General features: G+C 72.8%; 17 protein-coding genes, 4 tRNA genes and 1 other RNA gene. 11 read left to right on the top strand and 11 right to left on the bottom strand.

Annotation, left to right across the window (positions count from 1 at the left end; genetic code table 11):
- Positions 1–177 precede the first annotated feature (177 nt).
- On the bottom strand, positions 178–1071 hold the full coding sequence (locus tag AMK27_RS19245; RefSeq protein WP_073909204.1) for an META domain-containing protein: 894 nt from the start codon (positions 1069–1071) through the stop codon (positions 178–180).
- Positions 1072–1178: 107 nt separating this feature from the next.
- Complete coding sequence (locus AMK27_RS19240) at positions 1179–1970, bottom strand: maleylpyruvate isomerase family mycothiol-dependent enzyme (protein ID WP_073909199.1); 792 nt, start codon at positions 1968–1970, stop codon at positions 1179–1181.
- Between the two features lie 78 nt (positions 1971–2048).
- Between AMK27_RS19240 and AMK27_RS19235 the strand changes: the two genes are divergently transcribed.
- Positions 2049–2459, top strand: a complete 411-nt coding sequence (locus AMK27_RS19235) for a nuclear transport factor 2 family protein (RefSeq protein ID WP_073909194.1) — start codon at positions 2049–2051, stop codon at positions 2457–2459.
- Positions 2460–2611: 152 nt separating this feature from the next.
- Here AMK27_RS19235 and purL read toward each other — a convergent pair whose 3' ends face one another.
- From purL to purS, 3 genes are read right to left on the bottom strand one after another with little or no spacing between them, the layout of a single operon-like run.
- Positions 2612–4861 (bottom strand): phosphoribosylformylglycinamidine synthase subunit PurL, encoded by a 2250-nt coding sequence (gene purL, locus AMK27_RS19230; RefSeq protein WP_073909189.1) that lies wholly within the window; start codon positions 4859–4861, stop codon positions 2612–2614.
- The gene (purQ, locus tag AMK27_RS19225) at positions 4861–5541 is read right to left on the bottom strand and encodes a phosphoribosylformylglycinamidine synthase subunit PurQ (protein WP_073909184.1); all 681 of its coding nucleotides are present in this window, start codon (positions 5539–5541) and stop codon (positions 4861–4863) included. Before purQ ends, purL begins: the two co-directional genes overlap by 1 nt.
- Positions 5538–5783 carry a phosphoribosylformylglycinamidine synthase subunit PurS gene (gene purS, locus AMK27_RS19220; RefSeq protein ID WP_017240564.1) on the bottom strand — a complete coding sequence of 82 codons (246 nt, stop codon included), beginning with the start codon at positions 5781–5783 and terminating at the stop codon, positions 5538–5540. The genes purQ and purS overlap by 4 nt, the downstream gene beginning before the upstream one ends.
- Before the next feature lie 366 nt (positions 5784–6149).
- On the opposite strand from purS, the gene AMK27_RS19215 reads away from it, so the two are divergent.
- The 8 genes from AMK27_RS19215 to AMK27_RS19180 all read left to right on the top strand — a co-directional run bounded on the left by AMK27_RS19215 (position 6150) and on the right by AMK27_RS19180 (position 10881).
- Complete coding sequence (locus AMK27_RS19215; RefSeq protein WP_073909179.1) at positions 6150–6491, top strand: histone-like nucleoid-structuring protein Lsr2; 342 nt, start codon at positions 6150–6152, stop codon at positions 6489–6491.
- Between the two features lie 122 nt (positions 6492–6613).
- Positions 6614–6685, top strand: a tRNA-Gly gene (locus AMK27_RS19210).
- Positions 6686–6766: 81 nt separating this feature from the next.
- Positions 6767–6842: transfer RNA gene (locus tag AMK27_RS19205), tRNA-Gly, on the top strand.
- Positions 6843–6994: 152 nt separating this feature from the next.
- Positions 6995–7954, top strand: a complete 960-nt coding sequence (locus AMK27_RS19200) for an ABC transporter ATP-binding protein (RefSeq protein ID WP_073909174.1) — start codon at positions 6995–6997, stop codon at positions 7952–7954.
- Positions 7951–8784: an ABC transporter permease gene (locus tag AMK27_RS19195; protein ID WP_073909169.1), complete on the top strand. Its 834-nt coding sequence runs from the start codon at positions 7951–7953 to the stop codon at positions 8782–8784. The genes AMK27_RS19200 and AMK27_RS19195 overlap by 4 nt, the downstream gene beginning before the upstream one ends.
- A 38-nt stretch (positions 8785–8822) precedes the next feature.
- Positions 8823–10118 (top strand): sensor histidine kinase, encoded by a 1296-nt coding sequence (locus tag AMK27_RS19190; RefSeq protein ID WP_241847541.1) that lies wholly within the window; start codon positions 8823–8825, stop codon positions 10116–10118.
- The gene (locus tag AMK27_RS19185) at positions 10115–10783 is read left to right on the top strand and encodes a response regulator transcription factor (RefSeq protein WP_073909159.1); all 669 of its coding nucleotides are present in this window, start codon (positions 10115–10117) and stop codon (positions 10781–10783) included. Before AMK27_RS19190 ends, AMK27_RS19185 begins: the two co-directional genes overlap by 4 nt.
- 22 nt (positions 10784–10805) lie before the next feature.
- Positions 10806–10881: transfer RNA gene (locus tag AMK27_RS19180), tRNA-Gly, on the top strand.
- Positions 10882–10964: 83 nt separating this feature from the next.
- Here the strand turns inward: AMK27_RS19180 and AMK27_RS19175 are convergent.
- From AMK27_RS19175 to ffs, 6 genes are all read right to left on the bottom strand, one after another.
- Positions 10965–11873: a phosphoribosylaminoimidazolesuccinocarboxamide synthase gene (locus tag AMK27_RS19175; protein WP_073909154.1), complete on the bottom strand. Its 909-nt coding sequence runs from the start codon at positions 11871–11873 to the stop codon at positions 10965–10967.
- An 88-nt stretch (positions 11874–11961) separates the two neighbouring features.
- Complete coding sequence (locus tag AMK27_RS19170) at positions 11962–13422, bottom strand: N,N-dimethylformamidase beta subunit family domain-containing protein (RefSeq protein WP_073909149.1); 1461 nt, start codon at positions 13420–13422, stop codon at positions 11962–11964.
- Between the two features lie 343 nt (positions 13423–13765).
- A complete protein-coding gene (locus AMK27_RS19165) occupies positions 13766–15775 on the bottom strand; it encodes a hypothetical protein (protein WP_073909144.1) in 2010 nt (669 codons plus the stop codon).
- Between the two features lie 251 nt (positions 15776–16026).
- Complete coding sequence (gene purD, locus AMK27_RS19160; RefSeq protein WP_073909139.1) at positions 16027–17277, bottom strand: phosphoribosylamine--glycine ligase; 1251 nt, start codon at positions 17275–17277, stop codon at positions 16027–16029.
- Between the two features lie 61 nt (positions 17278–17338).
- Positions 17339–19483: a DNA polymerase III subunit gamma and tau gene (locus AMK27_RS19155; protein WP_073909134.1), complete on the bottom strand. Its 2145-nt coding sequence runs from the start codon at positions 19481–19483 to the stop codon at positions 17339–17341.
- A gap of 148 nt (positions 19484–19631) precedes the next feature.
- Positions 19632–19730, bottom strand: an RNA gene (ffs, locus tag AMK27_RS19150) — signal recognition particle sRNA small type.
- A gap of 279 nt (positions 19731–20009) precedes the next feature.
- Between ffs and AMK27_RS19145 the strand changes: the two genes are divergently transcribed.
- Both AMK27_RS19145 and AMK27_RS19140 read left to right on the top strand, forming a co-directional pair.
- Positions 20010–20097, top strand: a tRNA-Ser gene (locus AMK27_RS19145).
- 125 nt (positions 20098–20222) lie between these two features.
- A complete protein-coding gene (locus AMK27_RS19140) occupies positions 20223–20984 on the top strand; it encodes an SMODS-associated NUDIX domain-containing protein (RefSeq protein WP_073909131.1) in 762 nt (253 codons plus the stop codon).
- Positions 20985–21068 lie beyond the last annotated feature (84 nt).

Below are 21068 nucleotides of genomic sequence, written 5' to 3'. Positions count from 1 at the left end.
GGAAATGCGGGGCCCGCCCCACTCGTGCGATCGCACGAAATGATCATCTCTGGCCTGGAGAGGCCTACGAGGCAGGCACGGTAAGGGATTCCCGCCCCGGGTGCCCTCCGAGCGGACGCTCGTACCAGCCTCGGAGGGCGGCGGCGATGTGACGGAGGGCACCCCGGAGAGCCTCGTTCACCCGGATGCCGGCTGGTCCTGGCCGTCCGTTCCGCCCGTCCTCTCGGAGGTTCCGCCAGCGGGGGCGGCCGTCGCCGTCAGGCCCTCGCCCCGGGCGTCGGTGAGCGTCAGCGTCCGGTGGTCCAGGCGATAGGTCAGCGGGCCGTCGAGGATCTCGTACAGCTGCGTCTCCAGCTGCATCTGCGTGCCCGTGCACATCATCCGGGTCGTCGCCGCGGGTCCCTCGACCATGAGCTTCTTCCCCTCGACCCGGGCGGTGGCGCCGAAGTTGTTGCAGCCCAGGTTGCCGGAGACCTTGCCGTCGGCGCCGATGACGAGCCGGGCCTTGCCCCCGGTGCCCGGGGTCAGCGAGGACGCGGTGCCCCCGGAGACCAGCCCGTCGATCTTCCAGGTGGTGCCGCGCAGCGGGACGTCGGGCTCGGCGGCCAGCTCCAGGCCGTTGCGGCCGTCCGGGGAGGTCAGGGTGAGGGCCTCGCCCTTCTGCCTGCCCTTGAGCGGGCCGGTGAAGGCCTTGACCAGGTCGGCCTCGAAGCGCTGCCGGTCCCCGGGGCAGCCCATCTCGGTGATCTCCTGCGGGGCCACGGTCAGCGTGTCCCCCTTCACGGCGACGGTCGCGCCGAAGGTGTTGCAGCCGCTGTTCCCGCGGGCGCGGCCGTCCGCGCCGAACTCGACGCGGGCGCCGTCCGGGGCGGCGGACCTGCGGCCGTCGACCGTGACGGCCCCGATCGTCCAGTGGGTACCGGCGACGACCAGGTCGGGGGCGAGGGAGTCGGATCCGGAGCCGGGACCGGATCCGGAACTTCCCCCTTCGGTACCGCAGGCGGCGAGGAAGAGGGCCAGGGCGGCGGCGGATGCGGCGGATGCGAGGGTGCGCGTCGTCTGCGTCTGCATGGGGGTGGGACGGAAAGCGGCGGAAGTCGGTTCCGCTTCGCCTCCGGGAACGGTGCCACCCGGCCCCTGACGTCGCCCGCGCCCGGGGCGCCGACCGTGCGGGAACCTCAGCCCATCAGGGGCAGGAAGTCCTTCAGATCGGCCCGCTCGCCGCTCGCGCCGACCCGGGCCCCGTCCAGCTCCGTCGCCCACTCCGCCCGCCCGGTCGCGAGCCGGATCCAGGTCAGCGGGTCGGTCTCGACCACGTTGGGCGGGGTGCCCCGGGTGTGCCGGGGGCCCTCCACGCACTGCACCACCGCGTACGGCGGGATCCGCACCTCGACCGCCCCGCCCGGTGCCTTCGCCGCGAGGGCGTCGGCGAGCAGCCGGGTGCAGGCGGCGAGCGCCTGCCGGTCATAGGGGACGCCGGCGCCCGTCGCCGCGTTGAGGTCGTCGGTGTGGACGACGAGCTCGACGGTCCGGGTGACCAGGAAGTCGGCGAGGGTCATCGCGCCGAAGCTCAGCGCCACGAGCCGCTCGTCGGAGGCGCCCTGCAGCGCCCGCTCGTAATCCGCCGCCACGCGCGCGGAGAGCCCCGGCAGGTCGGAGGCGTCCACGGCCCGGGTGTGCGCGTCGATCCGCTCGGCCGCTCCGGCCGTCATGAACGGCCAGTCGAGCAGCGCGAGCCGTTCCTGTCCCGGGCGCTCCGGCGCTGCCAGGAGCTGCGTGACGTCGTCGACCGTCCACACGAGGTGCGCCGCCAGGTCCCGTACCGTCCACTCCCCCAGCCGGGTCGGCCCGTCGAGCTGCTCGGGGGTGAGCGCCGCGACCGCCTCCCGTACGTGGGCGAACTGGGCGAGCACGGCCGCCCTGGTCTTGGCGGAGTCGTAGCGACGGGTGCGCTTCTTGGCCGGTGGCATGGGGGCGAGGGTAGTCGGAGACTGGAAGGGGAGGGCTTCCGGCAGCGCACCCGTTCGACCGAGAGGGGTCGATGAGCGATGGCTGAGCACCCTCACGCCGCCCTGATCCGCCGGGGCTTCGACGCGTGGACCAGAGGAGACATGGAGGCCGTCGGCGAGCTGATGACGGCGGACTGTACGCACCACTCGCCCGGCGAGAGCCAGATATCCGGGCACATCAAGGGCCGGGACAACGTCCTCGACATGTACCGGAAGATGTTCGAACTCACCCGCGGCGAGATGCGCGTCGAGCTGATCGCCGTCTCCGTCGACGGCCGCGGCCACGCCGTGGCGGCGAACCGGTTCTACGCCACGCGCGAGGACAAGGGGATGGGCATCGAGATGAACGGCGCCCTCGTCTTCACCGTCATCGGCGACAAGATCTCCGACATCGACGAGTGCGTCGAGGACATCGACGTCTCCGACGCCTTCTGGGGTCAGGCCGAGTAGCCGGTCAGGCCGAGTAGCCGGGGTCAGGCCGGGCAGCCGGGGTCAGCCCGAGTGGCCGGGTCAGGCCGGGCTGACCCGCTCGCGCGGCACCTCGAAATCGGGCCCCCGCCCGGACCTCTCGGTCCGGACGGGGGCCTCCCCGGTGCTCCGAATCAGGCCAGCAGGCCCGGAATCGTCGCCTCGTGTGCCGTGCGCAGCTCCGTCAGGGAGAGCGCGAACTCGCCCTGGACGTCGACCGCGTCCCCGTCGACGACACCGATCCGCGCCGCCGGCAGACCCCGCGCACCGCACATGTCGGTGAAGCGGAGCTCCTCGCTGCGCGGGACGGCCACGACCGCACGGCCCGCCGACTCGCTGAAGAGGAACGTGAACGCGTCCAGGCCCTCCGGGACGACCAGGCGCGCGCCGTTCCCGCCGCGCAGGCAGGACTCGACGACCGCCTGGACGAGACCGCCGTCGGACAGGTCGTGTGCGGCGTCGATCATGCCGTCGCGCGAGGCCGAGATCAGGATCTCGCCGAGCAGCTTCTCCCGGTCGAGGTCCACGGCCGGCGGCAGACCGCCGAGGTGCTGGTGGACGACCTCGGACCAGGCCGAGCCGCCGAACTCCTCGCGCGTGTCACCGAGCAGGTAGAGGAGCTGGCCCTCTTCCGCGAAGGCGATCGGCGTACGGCGGTTGACGTCGTCGATCACACCGAGGACGGCCACGACCGGCGTCGGGTGGATCGCGACCTCACCCGTCTGGTTGTACAGCGAGACGTTGCCGCCGGTCACCGGGGTGCCGAGCTGCAGGCAGCCGTCCGCGAGACCACGGGTGGCCTCGGCGAACTGCCACATCACGGCCGGGTCCTCGGGCGAACCGAAGTTCAGGCAGTCCGAGATGGCCAGCGGCTTCGCACCGGAGGCGGCGACGTTGCGGTACGCCTCCGCCAGCGCGAGCTGCGCACCCGTGTACGGGTCGAGCTTGGCGTACCGGCCGTTGCCGTCGGTCGCCATGGCCACGCCGAGGTTGGTCTCCTCGTCGATGCGGACCATGCCCGCGTCCTCGGGCTGCGCCAGGACCGTGTTGCCCTGCACGAACCGGTCGTACTGGTCCGTGATCCAGGACTTCGACGCCTGGTTCGGCGACGACACCAGCTTCAGGACCTGGTCCTTCAGCTCGGCGCCGTTCTGCGGCCGGGGCAGCTTGCCGGCGTCGTCGGCCTGGAGCGCGTCCTGCCAGTCCGGGCGGGCGAACGGCCGGTGGTAGGTCGGGCCCTCGTGGGCGACGGAGCGCGGCGGCACGTCGACGATCTGCTCGCCGTGCCAGAAGATCTCCAGCCGCTCGCCCTCGGTCACCTCACCGATGACGACCGCGATGACGTCCCACTTCTCGCAGATCTCCAGGAAGCGGTCGACGTGCTCGGGCTCGACGATCGCGCACATGCGCTCCTGCGACTCGCTCATGAGGATCTCCTCGGGCGAGAGCGTGGCGTCGCGCAGGTGTACGCGGTCGAGCTCGACGCGCATGCCGCCGGAGCCGGCCGAGGCCAGCTCGGACGTGGCGCAGGAGAGCCCGGCGCCGCCGAGGTCCTGGATGCCCGCGACCAGCTTCTCCTTGAAGATCTCCAGGGTGCACTCGATGAGGAGCTTCTCCTGGAAGGGGTCGCCGACCTGGACCGCCGGACGCTTGGTCGGCTTCGTGTCGTCGAAGGTCTCGGACGCGAGGACCGAGACGCCGCCGATGCCGTCGCCGCCGGTGCGGGCGCCGTACAGGATCACCTTGTTGCCGGGGCCCGAGGCCTTGGCGAGGTGGATGTCCTCGTGCTTCATCACGCCGATGCAGCCGGCGTTGACCAGCGGGTTGCCCTGGTAGCAGGAGTCGAAGACGACCTCGCCGCCGATGTTCGGCAGGCCGAGGCAGTTGCCGTAGCCGCCGATGCCGGCGACGACACCGGGCAGCACGCGCTTGGTGTCGGGGTGGTCGGCCGCGCCGAAGCGCAGCGGGTCGACGACCGCGACCGGGCGGGCGCCCATGGCGAGGATGTCGCGGACGATGCCGCCGATGCCGGTGGCAGCGCCCTGGTAGGGCTCGATGTACGAGGGGTGGTTGTGCGACTCGACCTTGAAGGTGACCGCGTACCCCTGGCCGACGTCGACGACGCCGGCGTTCTCACCGATGCCGACGAGCATGGCGTCGTTGGCGGGGACCTTCTCGCCGAACTGCTTCAGGTGGACCTTGCTGCTCTTGTAGGAGCAGTGCTCGGACCACATGACCGAGTACATGGCGAGCTCGGCGCCGGTGGGACGGCGGCCGAGGATCTCGCGGATGCGCGCGTACTCGTCCTCCTTGAGGCCGAGCTCCTTCCAGGGCTGCTCGCTGTCCGGCGTCTCGCTCGCGTGCTTGACGGTGTCGAGGCTCATCAGGCGTTGACCAGCTTCTTGAGGATCGAGGTGAAGAAACCGAGGCCGTCCGTCTTGCCGGTGCCGATGAGCGGCTCGACGGCGTGCTCGGGGTGCGGCATGAGGCCGACCACGTTGCCCGCGGCGTTGGTGATGCCCGCGATGTCGCGCAGCGAGCCGTTGGGGTTCACGTCCAGGTAGCGGAAGGCGACCCGCCCCTCGGCCTCCAGCTCGTCGAGCACCCGCTCGTCGGCGACGTACCGGCCGTCCATGTTCTTGAGCGGGACCTCGATCTCCTGTCCCTCGGTGTAGTCCGAGGTCCAGGCGGTCTCCGCGTTCTCCACCCGCAGCTTCTGGTCGCGGCAGATGAAGTGGAGGTGGTTGTTGCGCAGCATCGCGCCCGGCAGCAGATGGGCCTCGGTGAGGATCTGGAAGCCGTTGCAGATACCGAGGACGGGCATGCCCGCCTTCGCCTGCTCGATGATCGTCTCCATCACCGGCGAGAAGCGGGAGATGGCTCCGGCCCGCAGGTAGTCGCCGTAGGAGAAACCGCCGGCCAGGACCACGGCGTCGACCTGCTTGAGGCCCTTGTCGCGGTGCCAGAGCGATACGGGTTCGGCGCCCGCGAGGCGGGCGGCACGCAGCGCGTCCTGGTCGTCGAGCGTTCCGGGGAACGTGACGACGCCGATGCGTGCGGTCACGACTCCACCTTCACGATGAAGTCTTCGATCACGGTGTTGGCAAGGAAGGTCTCGGCCATCTCATGGATGCGGGCGAGGGCGGCGTCGTCGACCGGTCCCTCCACCTCCAGCTCGAAACGCTTCCCCTGACGGACGTCGGCGATTCCGGCGAATCCCAGGCGGGGCAGTGCACGCTGCACCGCCTGCCCCTGAGGGTCGAGGATCTCCGGCTTGAGCATGACGTCGACTACGACGCGTGCCACTGGCACTCCCGGTGGTGTGTTGCGTGGGCGGTTCCCTCAGCGTACCTGTCTCCAAATTCTACGCGGGTAGAGATCTGAAGGATCCTACAAAAGCCAGGCCACAGCGCCGCTCCACCAGGGATCACAGCCCATGGTCCCGCCCGAGCACACCCACGCAAAATTCGAGTGAAATATTGCGGACCTCATTGCACCGGGACACGCTGAAACAATTGCCAGGGCTTCACAATGCGACACCCACCGCTGTACAAAGGAATCGAGAAGAAATCAGCATTGTCGCGGCACAGCCGTACGGTCGGCATCGCCGCACGTCAGAGGCGCCACAAGCGCCCCCTCTGCGGCGCCGGCCGCAGGAAAGGACCGATATCCGTGGCTCAGCGTGTGGTGGTCACAATCTCCGACGACATGGACGGCGGAGAAGCAGCTGAAACGGTCGCGTTCGGCCTCGACGGGAAGATGTACGAGATCGACCTGAATGCTGCCAATGCAAAGAAACTCCGCAAGGCACTCGCCCCGTACCTCGCCGCCGGGCGCAAGCTCCCGGCGAAGGCCGCGGCCGGCCGGAGCGCGTCCCTGGAGTCGTACACCCACACCTCCCTCGCCCCCGACCCGGCGGCGGTCCGCGCCTGGGCGCAGTCCAACCGGATGGAGGTGCCCGCCCGCGGCCGGATCCCGAAGCGGGTCTACGAGGCCTTCCGCGCCGCGAGTTGAGCCGGTCGGCCCCCGCCCGCCGACGCGGCGGGGCGAGCCGATTTGCATTGCACCCCCCATGATCCGCTAAAGTCTGGAACACGCCGAGGGGCGAGGCCGCAAAGCCCCACCTCACGCAGCGTGCGGGTGTAGTTCAGTAGCAGAACAGCCCCCTTCCAGGGGGAAGGCGCAGTGTGCAATTCCTGTCACCCGCTCTGCATCGCAAGACCAAGGCACTCCGGTGCATCAGGTAGAGTGGTGCTCGCACCGCCCAGTGAAAGCTGAGCGGCAGCAATGCGGACGTGGCTCAGTTGGTAGAGCATCACCTTGCCAAGGTGAGGGTCGCGAGTTCGAATCTCGTCGTCCGCTCCAGATCGAAGGCCCCGGTTCTCTGGAACCGGGGCCTTCGGCGTATCCCATGAGCCCCGGGCACCCCGACTCCCACCGCCCCCATGACATTTGTCAGAAGCGGGCGGTGACAGCGCGCACTGCCGGACGGCCCGCGCCGCCGGAAGCCTGGACACATGACCCACGCGAACCACGCGACGCCCGCGATCGAGGCGGAAGGCCTCCGCCGCGGCTACTCCGGCGACTTCGAGGCCGTCCGCGGCATCTCGTTCACCGTCCCGCGCGGCGAGATCTTCGCCCTCCTCGGCACCAACGGCGCCGGGAAGACCTCCACCGTCGAACTCCTCGAAGGCCTCGCCGTCCCGAGCGCCGGCACCGCCCGCGTCCTCGGCCACGACCCCTACCGCGAACGGGCCGCCGTCCGCCCCCGGATCGGCGTGATGCTCCAGGAAGGCGGCTTCCCCTCCGACCTGACCGTGGCCGAGACCGTGCGGATGTGGGCGGGCTGCACCACCCACGCCCGCCCCGCCGCCGAAGCCCTCGGCGCCACCGGCCTCACCGGACGCGAGGACGTACGGGTCAAGCAGCTGTCCGGCGGCGAACGACGCCGGCTCGACCTCTCCCTCGCCCTCCTCGGCCGCCCCGAGGTCCTCTTCCTCGACGAACCCACCACCGGCCTCGACGCCGAAGGCCGCCGCGACACCTGGGAACTCGTCCGCGCCCTGCGTGACGGCGGCACCACCGTGCTGCTCACCACCCACTACCTGGAGGAGGCCGAAGCCCTCGCCGACCGGCTCGCGATCATGCACCGCGGGCAGATCGTCCTCTCCGGCACCCCCGCCGAGGTCACCGCCGCCCGGCCCGCCCGCATCCGCTTCACCCTCCCCGCCGACGTCCCCGCCGCCCGGCTCCCGCTGGGGCTGCGGGCCGCCGAGGACGAGGGGCGGGTGGAGATCCGTACCGAATCCCTCCAGGACGACCTCGCCACGCTGCTCGGCTGGGCCCGGAACGAGGGCGTACGACTCGACGGGCTCGACGCCCGCTCCGCCTCCCTCGAAGAGGCCTTCCTCGACATCGCCGCCGCGGCGGACACCGTGACAGAGGCCCGGACCCCGGAACCGGAGGCCGTTCGATGAGTTCCCCCACCCGGCTCACCTCCCCTGCGCCGCTCACCCCCGGTACGCCGCTCGCCCGCCGCACGCCGCTCCCCTCCCGCAGGCGGCTCGCCGCGCTCGGGCGGGCCGAGCTCACCCTCCTCGTCCGCAACCGCACCGCGCTCTTCGGCGCCCTGCTCGTCCCCCTCCTCACGGTCGGAGCGGTCCGCAGCTCCCTCCAGGACGTCGACCTCGGCACGGCGGGCACGACCATCGCCGAGGTCGCCGTGACCGGCGCCCTCGGCATGGCCCTCCTCATCGGCGTCTACAGCAACCTCGTCGCCGCGTTCGCCGCCCGCCGCGAGGCCCTCGTCCTCAAGCGGCTGCGCACCGGAGAACCGACCGACCCCGAGATCCTGACCGGAATCGCCCTGCCGGCCGCCGCCCTCGTCCTCGCCCAGAGCGCCGTCCTGACCGCCGGCGGCATCGCCGCCCTCGGCCTGCCCGCACCCGCCCGGCCCGACCTGCTCCTCGCCGGTGTCGTCCTCGGCACCGTCCTGCTCACCGCCGTCGCCGCGGCCACCTCCGCCGTCACCCGCACACCCGAGAGCGCCCAGCTCACCGCACTGCCGCTGGTCCTGGTCTCCTCCCTCGGCTCCGGACTCTTCGTCCCCCTCTCGATGCTTCCCGACGGGCTCGCGTCCGCCTGCGAACTGCTGCCGGTGACCGGGGTCATGACGCTCGTACGCGCCGGCTGGTCGGGCGGCGTGGCGGGAGGAGACCTGCTGGGCGCGGCGGCGGTCACGGTGGCCTGGATCGCGCTCTCGGTGTTTGCTGTCCAGCGGTGGTTCCGCTGGGAGCCCCGGCGCTGAGGAACCCGGCGCGACAGCGAGAGGACGGATCCGCGCCCGTGAAAAGGCCCGTGAAGAGCTGGAACGGCCGGAGCGGCCTGGCCAAGGTCGACCTCTACACCCGCGTCACCGCGTACATGCTGCTGTGGGCCGCCGTCCTCGTCCTCGGCCTCCTGCTCCTGATCCGCCCGATCCGGCACGAGGCCCCGCTCCTCCTCGTCGTCGTCGCCCCGCTGCTCAACCTCGCCAACGGCGTGCTCTGCCACCGCTTCCTGCACCGCGCCATGGACGCCTACCTCAGGCCCGGGACCGTGCTCCCGCCGCGCGAGGTGCTCCCCGCCGCGGCGGTCACGGCCGCCACCGCCACAGCCGTCCTCCTCGAGGCGGCCACCGCCGACGTGGCCGGCGCGCTCCCCGGGATGCTCGGGGCGGCGCTCGTGCCCTTCCTCGCCGGGCACTGCCTGATCCTTCCCCGCCGGACCGTCGCCGTGCACCAGGCCCTGCTCGCCGGGGTGCTCCTGGTGTTCGTCCCGCTCACCGAGCGGGACACGGCGCAGGGCGTCACGACCGTGCTCAGCGTCGTCTTCATCACCGGCTGGCTCGCGGTCACCGTCCGGCTGTCGCTCTGGGTCCTCGGCGTCGTCTTCGAGCTGCGGGAGGCACGCGACGTGCAGGCCAGGCTCGCGGTCGCCGAGGAACGGCTCCGCTTCGGACGCGACCTGCACGACATCCTCGGCCGGAACCTCTCCGTGATCGCCCTCAAGAGCGAGCTCGCCGTCCAGCTCGCGCGGCGTGAACGCCCCGAGGCCGTCGACCAGATGATCGAGGTGCAGCGCATCGCCCAGGAGTCCCAGCGGGAGGTGCGGGACGTCGTGCGCGGCTACCGCGAGGCGGACCTGCGGGTGGAACTGGAGGGCGCGCGCGGTGTCCTCGACGCCGCCGGGATCGACTGCTCCGTCGCCTCCCCGGGGCCCGCGCTCGACCTGCCCGCCGAGGTCCAGGCGGCGCTCGGCTGGGTGGTCCGGGAGACCACGACGAACGTACTGCGCCACGGGGACGCGCGCCGCTGCGCCATCGCCGTGCGGGAGGAGGAGGGCACGGTGCTGCTGACGGTGGAGAACGACGGCGTACGGACGGGAGCGGGGGGCGGTGACGGCTCCGGCGCCGCCGGTTCGCTCGGCGGCGGCGGTGACGGTGGTGACGACGGTTCGGGCGCAGGCGCCGGTACCGGGCTCGTCGGTCTGCGGGAGCGGCTCGCCGCCGTCGGCGGGACCCTCGACGCGGGGCCGGGCGACGACGGCACCTTCCTCGTGACGGCCCGGATCCCGGTGGCCCGGGCGGGGGTCGGGCGATGAACGCGCCCGGAGCCGGTCCCGAGCCCGTACCCGCGCCCGCTTCCACGCAGCCGCCCACACCCGTGCGCGTGCTGCTCGCCGACGACGAGCATCTGATCCGTGGTGCGGTCGCCGCGCTGCTCGGTCTCGAGGACGATCTCGTCGTCGTCGCCGAGGCCGCGACCGGGCCCGAGGCACTCGCCATGGCCCGCGCCCACCGCCCCGATGTCGCCGTGCTCGATCTGCAGATGCCGGGTGCGGACGGTGTGAGGGTCGCCACAGTCCTGCGGGACGAACTGCCCGACTGCCGCACCATGATCGTGACCGGCCACGGCCGCCCCGGGCACCTCAAGCGGGCCCTGTCGGCCGGCGTCCGCGGCTTCGTCCCGAAGACCGTCAGCGCCCAGCGGCTCGCCGAGATCATCCGTACCGTGCACGCCGGAAACCGTTACGTGGACCCGGAGTTGGCGGCCGACGCCATCGCCGCCGGGGACTCCCCGCTGACCGCGAGGGAGGCCGAGGTACTGGAGTTCTCCGCCGACGGGGCACCCGTCGCGGAGATCGCCCGGCGCGCCTCGCTGTCCCCCGGAACCGTCCGCAACTACCTCTCCTCCGCCGCCGCCAAACTCGGTGCGGAGAACCGTCATACGGCAGTGCGTCTCGCGCAGGCGAAAGGGTGGGTATAGTTGGCTCCGCGCTACGGCGCATGCGGACGTAGCTCAGTTGGTAGAGCATCACCTTGCCAAGGTGAGGGTCGCGAGTTCGAATCTCGTCGTCCGCTCCATGAAGAAGCCCCCGGTCGAATCGACCGGGGGCTTTCTCGTGTCCCGGGGCGTGCCCCCGGCGCGTACGCCGGGGGCCGGGGCCTCAGAAGCTGTCGGACCAGGACCGGCCGGTCAGCAGCTCGTACGCCTCCAGGTACTTGGCGCGCGTGGCGTCCACGATCTCCTGCGGGAGCGGCGGCGGGGGCTGCTCGCTCCTGCGGTCCCAGCCGGAGGCCGGGGAGGTCAGCCAGTCCCGGACGAACTGCTTGTCGTACGAGGGCTGGGCGCGGCCCGGCTCCCACTGGTCGGCCGGCCAGAAGCGCGAGGAGTCCGGGGTCAGCACCTCGTCGCCGAGGACGAGCGTCTCCCCGTCGAAGCCGAACTCGAACTTGGTGTCCGCGAGGATGATCCCGCGCTCGCGGGCGATGCCCCGGGCCCGGCCGTACACGTCGAGGGTCGTCCGGCGCAGCAGCGCGGCCGTCTCGGCGCCGACCTGGCGGGCGACCTCCTCGTACGACACGTTCTCGTCGTGGTCGCCGACGGCGGCCTTGGTCGCCGGGGTGAAGATCGGGGAGGGCAGCTCGGAGCCGTCGGCGAGGCCCTCGGGCAGCGCGAGACCGCAGACCGTGCGGGACTCGTCGTACTCCAGGAGGCCGGAGCCGGTCAGGTAGCCGCGGGCCACGCATTCGACCGGGACCATGTTCAGCGATGTACAGACCGTGGTGCGGCCCGCCCAGTCGGCGGGGGCGCCGGCCGGCAGCTCGGTCGAGATCACATGGTTCGGGACCAGGTCGGAGAGCCGGTCGAACCACCACAGGGAGAGCTGGGTGAGGACCCGGCCCTTGTCGGGGATCTCGGTGGGCAGCACCCAGTCGTACGCGGACATGCGGTCGCTCGCCACCATCACGAGGTTCCCGTCCTCGTTCCGGTACAGGTCGCGCACCTTGCCCGTGTGGAGATGGGTGAGGCCCGGGACCTGGACGGGCTCGGGCTTTTCTACGAATCCGGACACGGTTCCTCCGCGTAGGTTGATCCAGGAGCGTGTCCGATTCTCTCGCACATCCGGGCGGCCCCCGCCGCCAGGCCGTGTGACCCCCCGCTCAGTCCCTCTTGCAGATCCGGTCGAGGAGGTTCGCGGTGGCGCGCTGGACCCGGGCGTCGACATGGCCCGGCCGGTCGAGCGCCGGCGACCAGGCGAAGGTGCCGGAGGCGAAGACCCAGGCACCCGACGGCGCCCGGTAGAGACTCGTCTCCTGGTGCCGGAGCGCCCCCTCGCCGTCGCGGTACGGCGAGTGGGCGAGCAGCATGCGGCCCTGGTGCTCGGGGAGCGGCGTCCGCGGGAAGTAGCGGTCGGCCTCGCCCGCGACGAGGCCGGGGAGCTCGTCGCCGTCACCGGCGCCGGTGGCGTCCCAGAGCCAGTGCCCGGCGTTCCGTACGACCAGCGGGTGCGGTTCGGGCACCCGGCCCGCGTACTGGATGCCGAGGAGCTGCTGCTCGGGCCGGTCGACCTCGCGCCAGAGCGCGGGCCGGCCGGGGCCGCGGCGCTTGCGGCAGGTGAGGAGCCGGTCCGGCACCCCGGACGGCGAAGGACCCAACTCCACCTGCCAGTACATGGTGTTGGCGGAGAGGAAGACCAGCGACGTGCCCTGGTCGCGGGCCAGCTCGACGGTCTTGCGCATCGGCACCGACCAGTACTCGTCGTGCCCGGGGAAGACCAGGCCCCGGTAGCGGCCCGGGTCGACCCGGCCCGCGTGCAGATCGCGGGTCTCGGCGTACGCCAGGTCGTATCCGTAGCGCTCGGCCCAGCGGATGAAGTCGTAGGCGTGCCCGACGTGGAGGGGCAGCCCCGCGCCCGCGTACGGGCGGTCGAAGGAGACGGTGACGGCCGCGTCCTGCTCCCCCAGCAGCCGTCCCTCCTCGTCCCAGGCGTGGTAGAGGCTGGCGCCGGTGTGGCCGTCCTCCGGGTAGAGGTTGTACGCCTGCCAGGTCACGTCCGGGAGGACGAGGAGCAGATCGGCCGGGTGGTTGTCGCGGACCGTGAAGGGGATGTGCGAGCGGTGGCCGTCGGCGGTGGTGAGGACGGCGACGTACGCCCCGATCGTCCAGTAGCTGGGGACCTGCAGCCGCCAGGACTGCCACCAGTGGTGGCAGGAGACCGTGCGGTCGGCGGTCAGCGGGGCCGGCTGGACGATCCCGGAGAGCCGGGGGCTCGTGGTGATCTTCGCGGCGCCGTCGCCGCCGTAGTGGCCGATCCGGTAGACGTCGACCGAGAACTGCTGCGGCGGGTCCACCGTGATGTGGAAGTCGATCGACTCGCCGGGTGCCACGGCTCCGTCGGACGCGAAGCCCTTGATCTGGCGCCGGACGTCGTCGGCCGTGCGCGGGCCGCCGCTGCCGCCCCGGGCCAGGATCTCGTCCGCGTACCAGGGGACCATCTGCCCGGTGTCGTCGAAGTAGTTCTCGGAACCGCGCAGCCAGGGCAGCGGGCCCTGGCCGAAGGGATCGGTGACGGCGTGCGCCAGCGCACCCGACTCCCACCGTCTGATCTGGTCCGCCCCCATGTGCGCCCCTCCCTCGACTCCCCCGGGCCGGCTGGTCAGTGCCTGTGGCTTGTGTGTCCCTGCTGTGCCGCCTCGTGCCCCTGGTGCAGGCCCTTGGTCCGTGCCTCTGTCAGTGACGGTCTCCAGCACATCACATAACGCACGCACTCCGTCACCGTTCGTCGTGAATTGGCGAGAGTGGAAGTCGGGGCTCCGAAACGGGTGGTCTCCGGGGGCGCTCCGGAGCCTTCCGGGGCGCTCGGGAGCGGAGGCTTTCCGGGGGCGGAAGCGGCGGTCCTCCGGGCGTTCGGAAGCGGCGGCCGTCCCCGGCGCCTGGCTGAGCCTCCAGCGCTCCCCCGGCGGCTCACACCAGGCGTACGGGCTTCTCGGGGCGCACCCCCGTGCGGGCCAGCCAGACCCGCAGCGGCTCCGGGTCGCCGTCCTCGACGAGCGCGAGGACGCGCGGGCCGAGGTCCGTCGCCCGCTCGCCGCCGACGAGGAGCGCGGGACCGTCGAGCCAGTCGAGACCGGGCGTGGCCTCGGCGGTGTCCACCGCCGCGCAGCAGACCATCGCGGTGACGTGGTCGGCGAGCAGGTCGCGGCCGGAGCGGGGCGGCTGGAGCGGGAAGAGCGGCAGCGGGCCGTCCGGGCCGCTGACGACGGGGGCGGACGTGCCACCGGAGTGGCCGCCGTCCTTCTCCGCGCTGCGGGCCGCCGCCTCGGCGGTCAGGGCGCTGGCGGCCACGCGCGCCTCCCGGGCGGCCTCCTCGCGCGCGAGGAGCGCGCTGAGCGCGCCGGCGAGGGCCTCGGCGGCGGGGTTGACGGGCTCGTCGTCGTCCTCGGTGTCCTCGGCGTGCTCGGCATCGAGGACGAGGTCGAGGTCGGCGTCGGTGGCGACGTCGGTGGCCAGGTCGGTGGCGTGCTCGGCGTCGGTGTCCGTATCGGTACCGGCGGAGTCGGGGGTACCGGCGGCATCGGCGCTCGCGCCGGCATCGAGGGCGGCGTCGGTGTGGGTGTCGGCATCGACCTCGTCAGTGTCAGTGTCAGTGTCAGCGTCGGCCTCGACCTCGACCTCGGCGGATTTCGTCGGCTCCGTCGCCAGGTGGGCGATCACCCGGGTCAGCGTCGGGCCCTCGGCCACGCGCTCACCGCCCGCGCCCCTCGCCGTGCCGTCCGCAAGGCCGAGGCCGTCGAGGACCTGGTGCAGCCGGGCCGCGTCGGTGCGCCACTTCCGGTCGACGACCTCCTCCGGGTACTGGCTCCACTCCACCGGGGACCAGTCGGGCCCGGGAGCGGCCGGGCCGCCGTGGAAGAGGCGGGCGGCGAGCAGCGAGGCGGCCTCGTCGACCGCGCCGGGCTCCTCCAGGAGGTCGCAGGCGGGGCGCTCGCCGAGGCGGGAGGAGAAGCCGTCCGCGAGCCGGTCGCGGCGGGAGAGCTCGGTCAGGGCGGAGACCACGCCGGCGTCGAGCTTGGCGGGCCAGCGGCCCATCCGCCAGGCGGGCAGCGCGACGCGGGTCAGGAGCCGGTCCCAGCCCGCGTACGCCAGGCCGACCTGCTCCTGGGCGACGATCCGTACGCCGTAGTCCACGGCCTGGGCGCGCTCGGAGCCGGCGACGGCGACGCCGCGCTCCATCTCGGCGGCGTGCCCGCGACAGGCGCGGAGGAGGACGCGGGCGACCTGGCCGACGGCGCCCGCGCCGATCCGGCGGACCGGGTCGAGACCCGGGGTCCCGGGTACGGCCACGGCGGCGTCCAGGCCGCGGACGAAGCGGCGGGCCGCGGCTATGTCGGGCTGTGCGGCGGGTCCGGTGCCGGCGACGACCGGGGCGAGGACCGCCCGGAGCTCGCCGACGCGCATCCACCACAGGAAGGGCGAACCTATGACGAGGACGGGGGCGCCTTCGCTCTCCCCCTCGCCGCCCGGTGTGCGCAGCGCGCGGTGGGCCCGGTGGGTGCGGTCCTCCAGCCAGCTGTCGCAGTCCGGGGTCAGGGCTATCGCGGCGGGCGCCGGGACGTCGAGCCGGTCGGCCAGGTCCCGGACGAGCCGGTAGAGGTCGGGGGCGGCGGTCTCGGCGAGCTCCACCGTCGGTGTGGCGGCCGGACGGGCCCGGGCGACGACGAGGGCGACGGCCGTGGCGGCGATCAGGACGAGGACCGCGAGGACGGTCACCACCCAGCGCGCCGCGTCCCAGCCGGAGCCGGTGAAGTGGCCGGTGACCCCGCCCGCGTACAGGACGACGGCCACGGCGGCGGGCAGGACCGCGAGGCCCAGCGCCCTGCCGCGGACCCGGAGGACGGCGAGGGCCCGGGAGCGCGCGGCACGCGCTCCCCACTCCTCGCCGACATCGGAACCGGTACCGGACACGCCGTACATCACCCCCTCCTGCCCTTGTCGGGACTGCCTGTGGCGGTGTTGCTCACTCCCCCACTGTGGCACCCGCCACCGACATCGCAATGCCGGTGGGCCAAGTGCCGGAACGCCTTCGCCGCACCCTAGTTGGGGCTTCGGCGGGAGTCATCCGGATGGCTCAGTCGTCACTCGAAGGTATGGCTTTGGGCAAAGGTGATGGATTTCGCGCGGCCGTACGATCCACCGCACGGCCGCGCGAGAAACCGGCGGTCCCGTCAGGCCTCTGCGGCCTTGCGCGCGATGTCCGTGCGGTGCTGGGAGCCGTCAAGGCGGATACGGCCGACCGCCGCGTAGGCACGCTCGCGGGCCTGCGCCAGGTCCGTTCCGGTCGCGGTGACCGAAAGGACGCGGCCGCCCGCGCTGACGACCGCGTCGCCGTCCCGCTTCGTCCCGGCGTGCAGCACGTACGCGAGCGGGGCGTCCTTCTCCGCGACCTCGTCGAGGCCCTCGATCGGGTCGCCCGTGCGGGGGGTCTCCGGGTAGTTGTGCGAGGCGATGACCACGGTGACCGCGGCCTCGTCGCTCCAGCTCAGCGGGGCCTGGTCGTCCAGGGTGCCGTTGGCCGCGTTCAGCAGGACGCCGGCCAGCGGGGTGCGCAGCCGGGCGAGCACGACCTGGGTCTCGGGGTCGCCGAAGCGGGCGTTGAACTCGATGACCCGGACACCGCGGCCGGTGATCGCCAGACCCGCGTACAGCAGGCCGGAGAACGGCGTGCCGCGGCGGCGCAGCTCGTCGACCGTCGGCTGGAGGACGGTCGCGAGGACCTCCTCGACCAGCTTCGGGTCCGCCCAGGGCAGCGGCGAGTAGGCGCCCATGCCGCCGGTGTTCGGGCCCTCGTCGTCGTCCAGCGCGCGCTTGAAGTCCTGCGCGGGCTGGAGCGGGAGGACGGTGGTGCCGTCGGTGATGGCGAAGAGGGAGACCTCGGGGCCGTCGAGGAACTCCTCGATGACCACCCGGTCGCACGCGAGCGCGTGGGCCCGCGCCTGAGCGAGGTCGCCGGTGACGACGACGCCCTTGCCTGCGGCGAGGCCGTCGTCCTTGACCACGTACGGAGCGCCGAAGGCGTCGAGCGCCTCGTCGATCTCCTCCGGGGTCGTGCAGACGTAGCTGCGGGCGGTGGGCACCCCGGCGCCGGCCATGACGTCCTTGGCGAACGCCTTGGAGCCCTCCAGCTCCGCCGCTTCCCGCGACGGGCCGAAGACGGGGATGCCGGCCGCGCGGACGGCGTCGGCGACACCGGCGACGAGCGGAGCCTCCGGGCCGACGACGACCAGGCCGGCGCCGAGCTCGGTGGCGAGGCGCGCGACGGCGTCGCCGTCCAGCTGGTCGACGGGGTGCAGCTCGGCGACCTCCGCGATTCCGGCGTTGCCGGGCGCGCAGTGCAGAGCGGTGACGTCGGGATCGAGGGAGAGAGAGCGGCACAGGGCGTGTTCGCGGGCGCCGCCGCCGATGACGAGGACCTTCACGCCAGTCAGGGTAGCCCGACGACCGGGATGCCCCTTGTGCGGGCCACTGAACGAGACGCCCCTACTCGTTCGTGTATTCCTCCACAACCGTGGCTCCGAGCTCGCGCACGATCAGGTCGTGGCCGGAGAGGGCGGAGTCGACGAGGTCCGGATCGTCCTCCTCCGGCACGTCGTCCTCGGGCGCCACGGGCTGCGGCGCGGGGGGCGTGTACGCGGGCGCGGAGGCGGGCGGCGGGGCCTGCTGGAAGGAGGAGGGCGCCGGGGCGGGCGCGGGCGCGGACTGTGTCTGCGACTGCGCGGGGGCGGGCGGCGGAGCCTGCTGGAAGGACGGCGCGGGAGCGGGGGCGGACGCCTGCGGGCGGCCGAAGCCTCCCGTTCCGCCCGAACCGCCGAAGCCGGTCGCGGCGGGCGGCGGCGAGGCGCCGCCCGAGGGGTCGATGATCGCCTCGACCTTCCAGTTCACGTGGAACTGCTCGGCGAGGGCCTGCTTCAGCACCTCCTCGCTGCCGCTGCTCGCGAAGTTGTCGCGGGCTCCTGCGTTGAGGAAGCCGAGCTGGAGGGTCGTGCCGTCGAAGCCCGCCACCTGCGCGTTCTGGCTGAGCAGGATCCAGGTGAAGCGGCGCCGGTTCTTCACGGCGTCGAGGATCTGCGGCCAGAGGTTGCGCACCTGGGCGGTGTCACCGCCGCCGCCGCCGGAGGCGGCGGGAACGGGCGCGGGGGCCTGCGGCGCGGACTGCGCCTGGACGGGAGCGGGGGCGGCCGGGGCCGGCGCGGAGGCGCCGGGCCAGGCGCCCGGCGCGCCGCCGCCGGGGGCGGCGGCACCGGGCCAGGCCCCCGGACGGGGGGCGGAGGGCTGCGCGTGGACCGGCTCGGGCGCCGGCGGGGGTGCGTGCACCGGCTCGGGCGCGGGCGCGGCCTGCGGCGGAGCCTGCACGGGCATGGGGGCCGGCGGGGGCGGGGCCATCGGCGTATGGGCGTCGGGCCCGGGGACGTACCCCATGGCGGGCGCCGGCGGTCCGGGCGTGAACACGGGCGCGGGCCCGTTCGCCGCACCGCGCTCCAGCCGGTCGAGGCGCGCCTGCAGGGAGCGCTCGTCGTCGAAGGCGGCGGGCAGCAGCACGCGCGCGCAGATCAGCTCCAGCTGGAGCCGGGGCGAGGTGGCGCCCCGCATCTCGGTCAGACCGGTGTTGACCAGGTCGGCGGCCCGGCTGAGCTCGGCGGCGCCGAACACGGACGCCTGCGCCTGCATGCGCTCGATCACGTCGGCCGGGGCGTCGATGAGCCCCTTCTCGGCGGCGTCGGGCACCGCGGCGAGGATCACCAGGTCGCGCAGCCGCTCCAGGAGGTCGGCGACGAAGCGGCGCGGGTCGTTGCCGCCCTCGATGACCGTGTCGACGACCTCGAACGCGGCGGCGCCGTCACCGGCGGCGAAGGCCTCCACGACCGCGTCGAGCAGCGAGCCGTCCGTGTAGCCGAGCAGGGAGGTCGCCATGCCGTACGTCACACCGTCGTCGGCGGCTCCGGCGAGGAGCTGGTCCATGACGGACATCGAGTCACGCACGGATCCGGCGCCGGCGCGCACGACGAGCGGCAGCACGCCGTCGTCGACGGGGATGCCCTCCCGCCCGCAGACGTCGCGCAGGTACTCCCGCAGGGTGCCGGGCGGGACGAGCCGGAAGGGGTAGTGGTGGGTCCGGGACCGGATCGTCCCGATCACCTTCTCGGGCTCGGTCGTGGCGAAGATGAACTTGAGGTGCTCCGGCGGCTCCTCGACCACCTTCAGCAGGGCGTTGAAGCCCGCCGGGGTGACCATGTGGGCCTCGTCGATGATGTAGATCTTGTACCGGCTGGACGCGGGCCCGAAGAAGGCCTTCTCCCGCAGGTCACGGGCGTCGTCCACACCACCGTGCGAGGCGGCGTCGATCTCGATGACGTCGATCGACCCCGGCCCGTTCCGCGCGAGGTCGCGGCAGGACTGGCACTCCCCGCAGGGCGTGGGCGTGGGCCCCTGCTCGCAGTTCAGACAGCGCGCGAGGATGCGCGCACTGGTCGTCTTGCCACAGCCGCGGGGCCCGCTGAACAGGTACGCGTGATTGACCCGGTTGTTCCGCAGAGCCTGCTGCAACGGGTCGGTGACATGCTCCTGCCCGATGACCTCGGCGAAGGACTCGGGGCGATAGCGGCGGTAGAGCGCGAGAGACGACACATGTACGAGGTTATAGGCGCCCACCGACAACCCGGGAAAAACCGCCACCGTCAAGGCCGCCGGGCCGCACATGCCCGGCTCCCACCCCCGTACCGGAACACCTCGCGCAGGGACGAGAACGGCCGGTGAAGGAACGCACGCGTACGGGAACGCAAGCGCCCCCCACGCACCTGCCAGAGCCGACCTACCCTTGCTGCCTTCCGGCCCTGGGGGAGTTCAGTCAGATAGCACCGCGTGAGGGGCTCCGCCCAGAGTACCCGATGACGAACCCCCCGAAGCCCCGCCCCCCTGACCCCTGCAGGAGCCGCCACGGGAGAGCCACGGGGGACGGCTCGGGAGGGGCGGCCGGACCGGCGGCAGGACGAGCGCCCGGCGGACCGGCGGAAGGACCGGCGGCAGGAACCCGGCAGGAAACCCGGCCGGACACCTGCCGGACACCCCGGCCCGGCACCTCGCCGAGTGCCTCACCACCCCCCACCAGGATCGAGTTCGCGAGCACCCTCTTCGGTCATGTAATGTTCGCGGCGGAGGATTCGCCTAGAGGCCTAGGGCGCACGCTTGGAAAGCGTGTTGGGGGCAACCCCTCACGAGTTCGAATCTCGTATCCTCCGCCATTGCTCTCACCGGGCAATTCGTTGAAGGGCCCCACCGTTCACGGTGGGGCCCTTCGACGTTTCCCGTACTGCGGGTGCGCGGCGTCGGTACATTGGCACGCACACACCACGTGGAGGGGGACCCAGTGGTCGAGAAGATCGTCGGTGGGCTCGTTCTTGCCCTGCTCACCTTCGTGGGCCGGACCCTCTGGCAGAACCGGCGGCACCTGAGGCTGCTGCTGGTGCTTCTCGCGCCGGGGCGCCGCACGCGGGTGTCGGTGGCCGTGCTGCTGCGGGTGCACGAGGAGGACGGGTTCGTCCTGTTCGCCACGCCCTCCCGCCCCGGCGCCTTCGGACCGCCGGGTGGAGTGGTGAAGTACCGCGAGACGGCCAGGTCCTCCCTGGAGAAGCTGGGCTTCGAACCCGAGCAGCGCGGCCGGGCCGTGATGCGGCTCGATCTGCGGGGCTTCCTCTCCGGCGGCCGGGTCCTCGCGTTCGCGCGCTGGCTGCACCGCGGGGACGGCCGGGAGCCGGCGACCGAGTGCCTGCGGCGCGAGCTCGTCGAGGAGCTGGGAGAGGTCGGGCACGAGGAGCTGGTGGGCCTTGCCGAGGCCGTGGCCTTCGAGCACGTCCGGCGCGTCATCGACGGCCCCATGAAGGTGGCCGGGGAGTCGTACCGGCAGCTTCGGTTCCTCGATGTGTACGACCTCCTGGCCGACCGGCCCGAGGCCGAGGAGCTACGTTCCGCGCTGATCGCCCTCGCGAACGAGCAAACGGAGACGGGGGTCATCCGCGCCACCCGCCGGGAGATAGCGCTCGGCCGGGCCGGCGCCCACGTGGTCCTGCCGCAGTCCGCCTTCCTGTTCGGCGACCGGCGCCAGCGCGAGGACCTCCACCCCGCGAGCTGACCTTTTCTACGTCTTTGTCCGAACCGATGGCGGTGGCCCCCCTGCTCTGCTGGGATGTGGCGACCAGGGCGCCTGCGGCACCAA

This window comes from Streptomyces sp. CB02009, from assembly GCF_001905825.1.
GTDB lineage: Bacteria > Actinomycetota > Actinomycetes > Streptomycetales > Streptomycetaceae > Streptomyces.
Note: the sequence above shows the minus strand (reverse complement) of the source record. Positions and strands in the feature narration are given on the sequence as shown.

Coding starts and splice junctions, on each gene's coding strand:
- AMK27_RS19240 (WP_073909199.1), bottom strand. CDS start 1,970: ATGCCACCGGCCAAGAAGCGCACCCGTCGCTACGACTCCGCCAAGACC.
- AMK27_RS19200 (WP_073909174.1), top strand. CDS start 6,995: ATGACCCACGCGAACCACGCGACGCCCGCGATCGAGGCGGAAGGCCTC.
- AMK27_RS19195 (WP_073909169.1), top strand. CDS start 7,951: ATGAGTTCCCCCACCCGGCTCACCTCCCCTGCGCCGCTCACCCCCGGT.
- AMK27_RS19245 (WP_073909204.1), bottom strand. CDS start 1,071: ATGCAGACGCAGACGACGCGCACCCTCGCATCCGCCGCATCCGCCGCC.
- AMK27_RS19235 (WP_073909194.1), top strand. CDS start 2,049: ATGGCTGAGCACCCTCACGCCGCCCTGATCCGCCGGGGCTTCGACGCG.
- AMK27_RS19170 (WP_073909149.1), bottom strand. CDS start 13,422: ATGGGGGCGGACCAGATCAGACGGTGGGAGTCGGGTGCGCTGGCGCAC.
- purL (WP_073909189.1), bottom strand. CDS start 4,861: ATGAGCCTCGACACCGTCAAGCACGCGAGCGAGACGCCGGACAGCGAG.
- AMK27_RS19165 (WP_073909144.1), bottom strand. CDS start 15,775: ATGTACGGCGTGTCCGGTACCGGTTCCGATGTCGGCGAGGAGTGGGGA.
- AMK27_RS19185 (WP_073909159.1), top strand. CDS start 10,115: ATGAACGCGCCCGGAGCCGGTCCCGAGCCCGTACCCGCGCCCGCTTCC.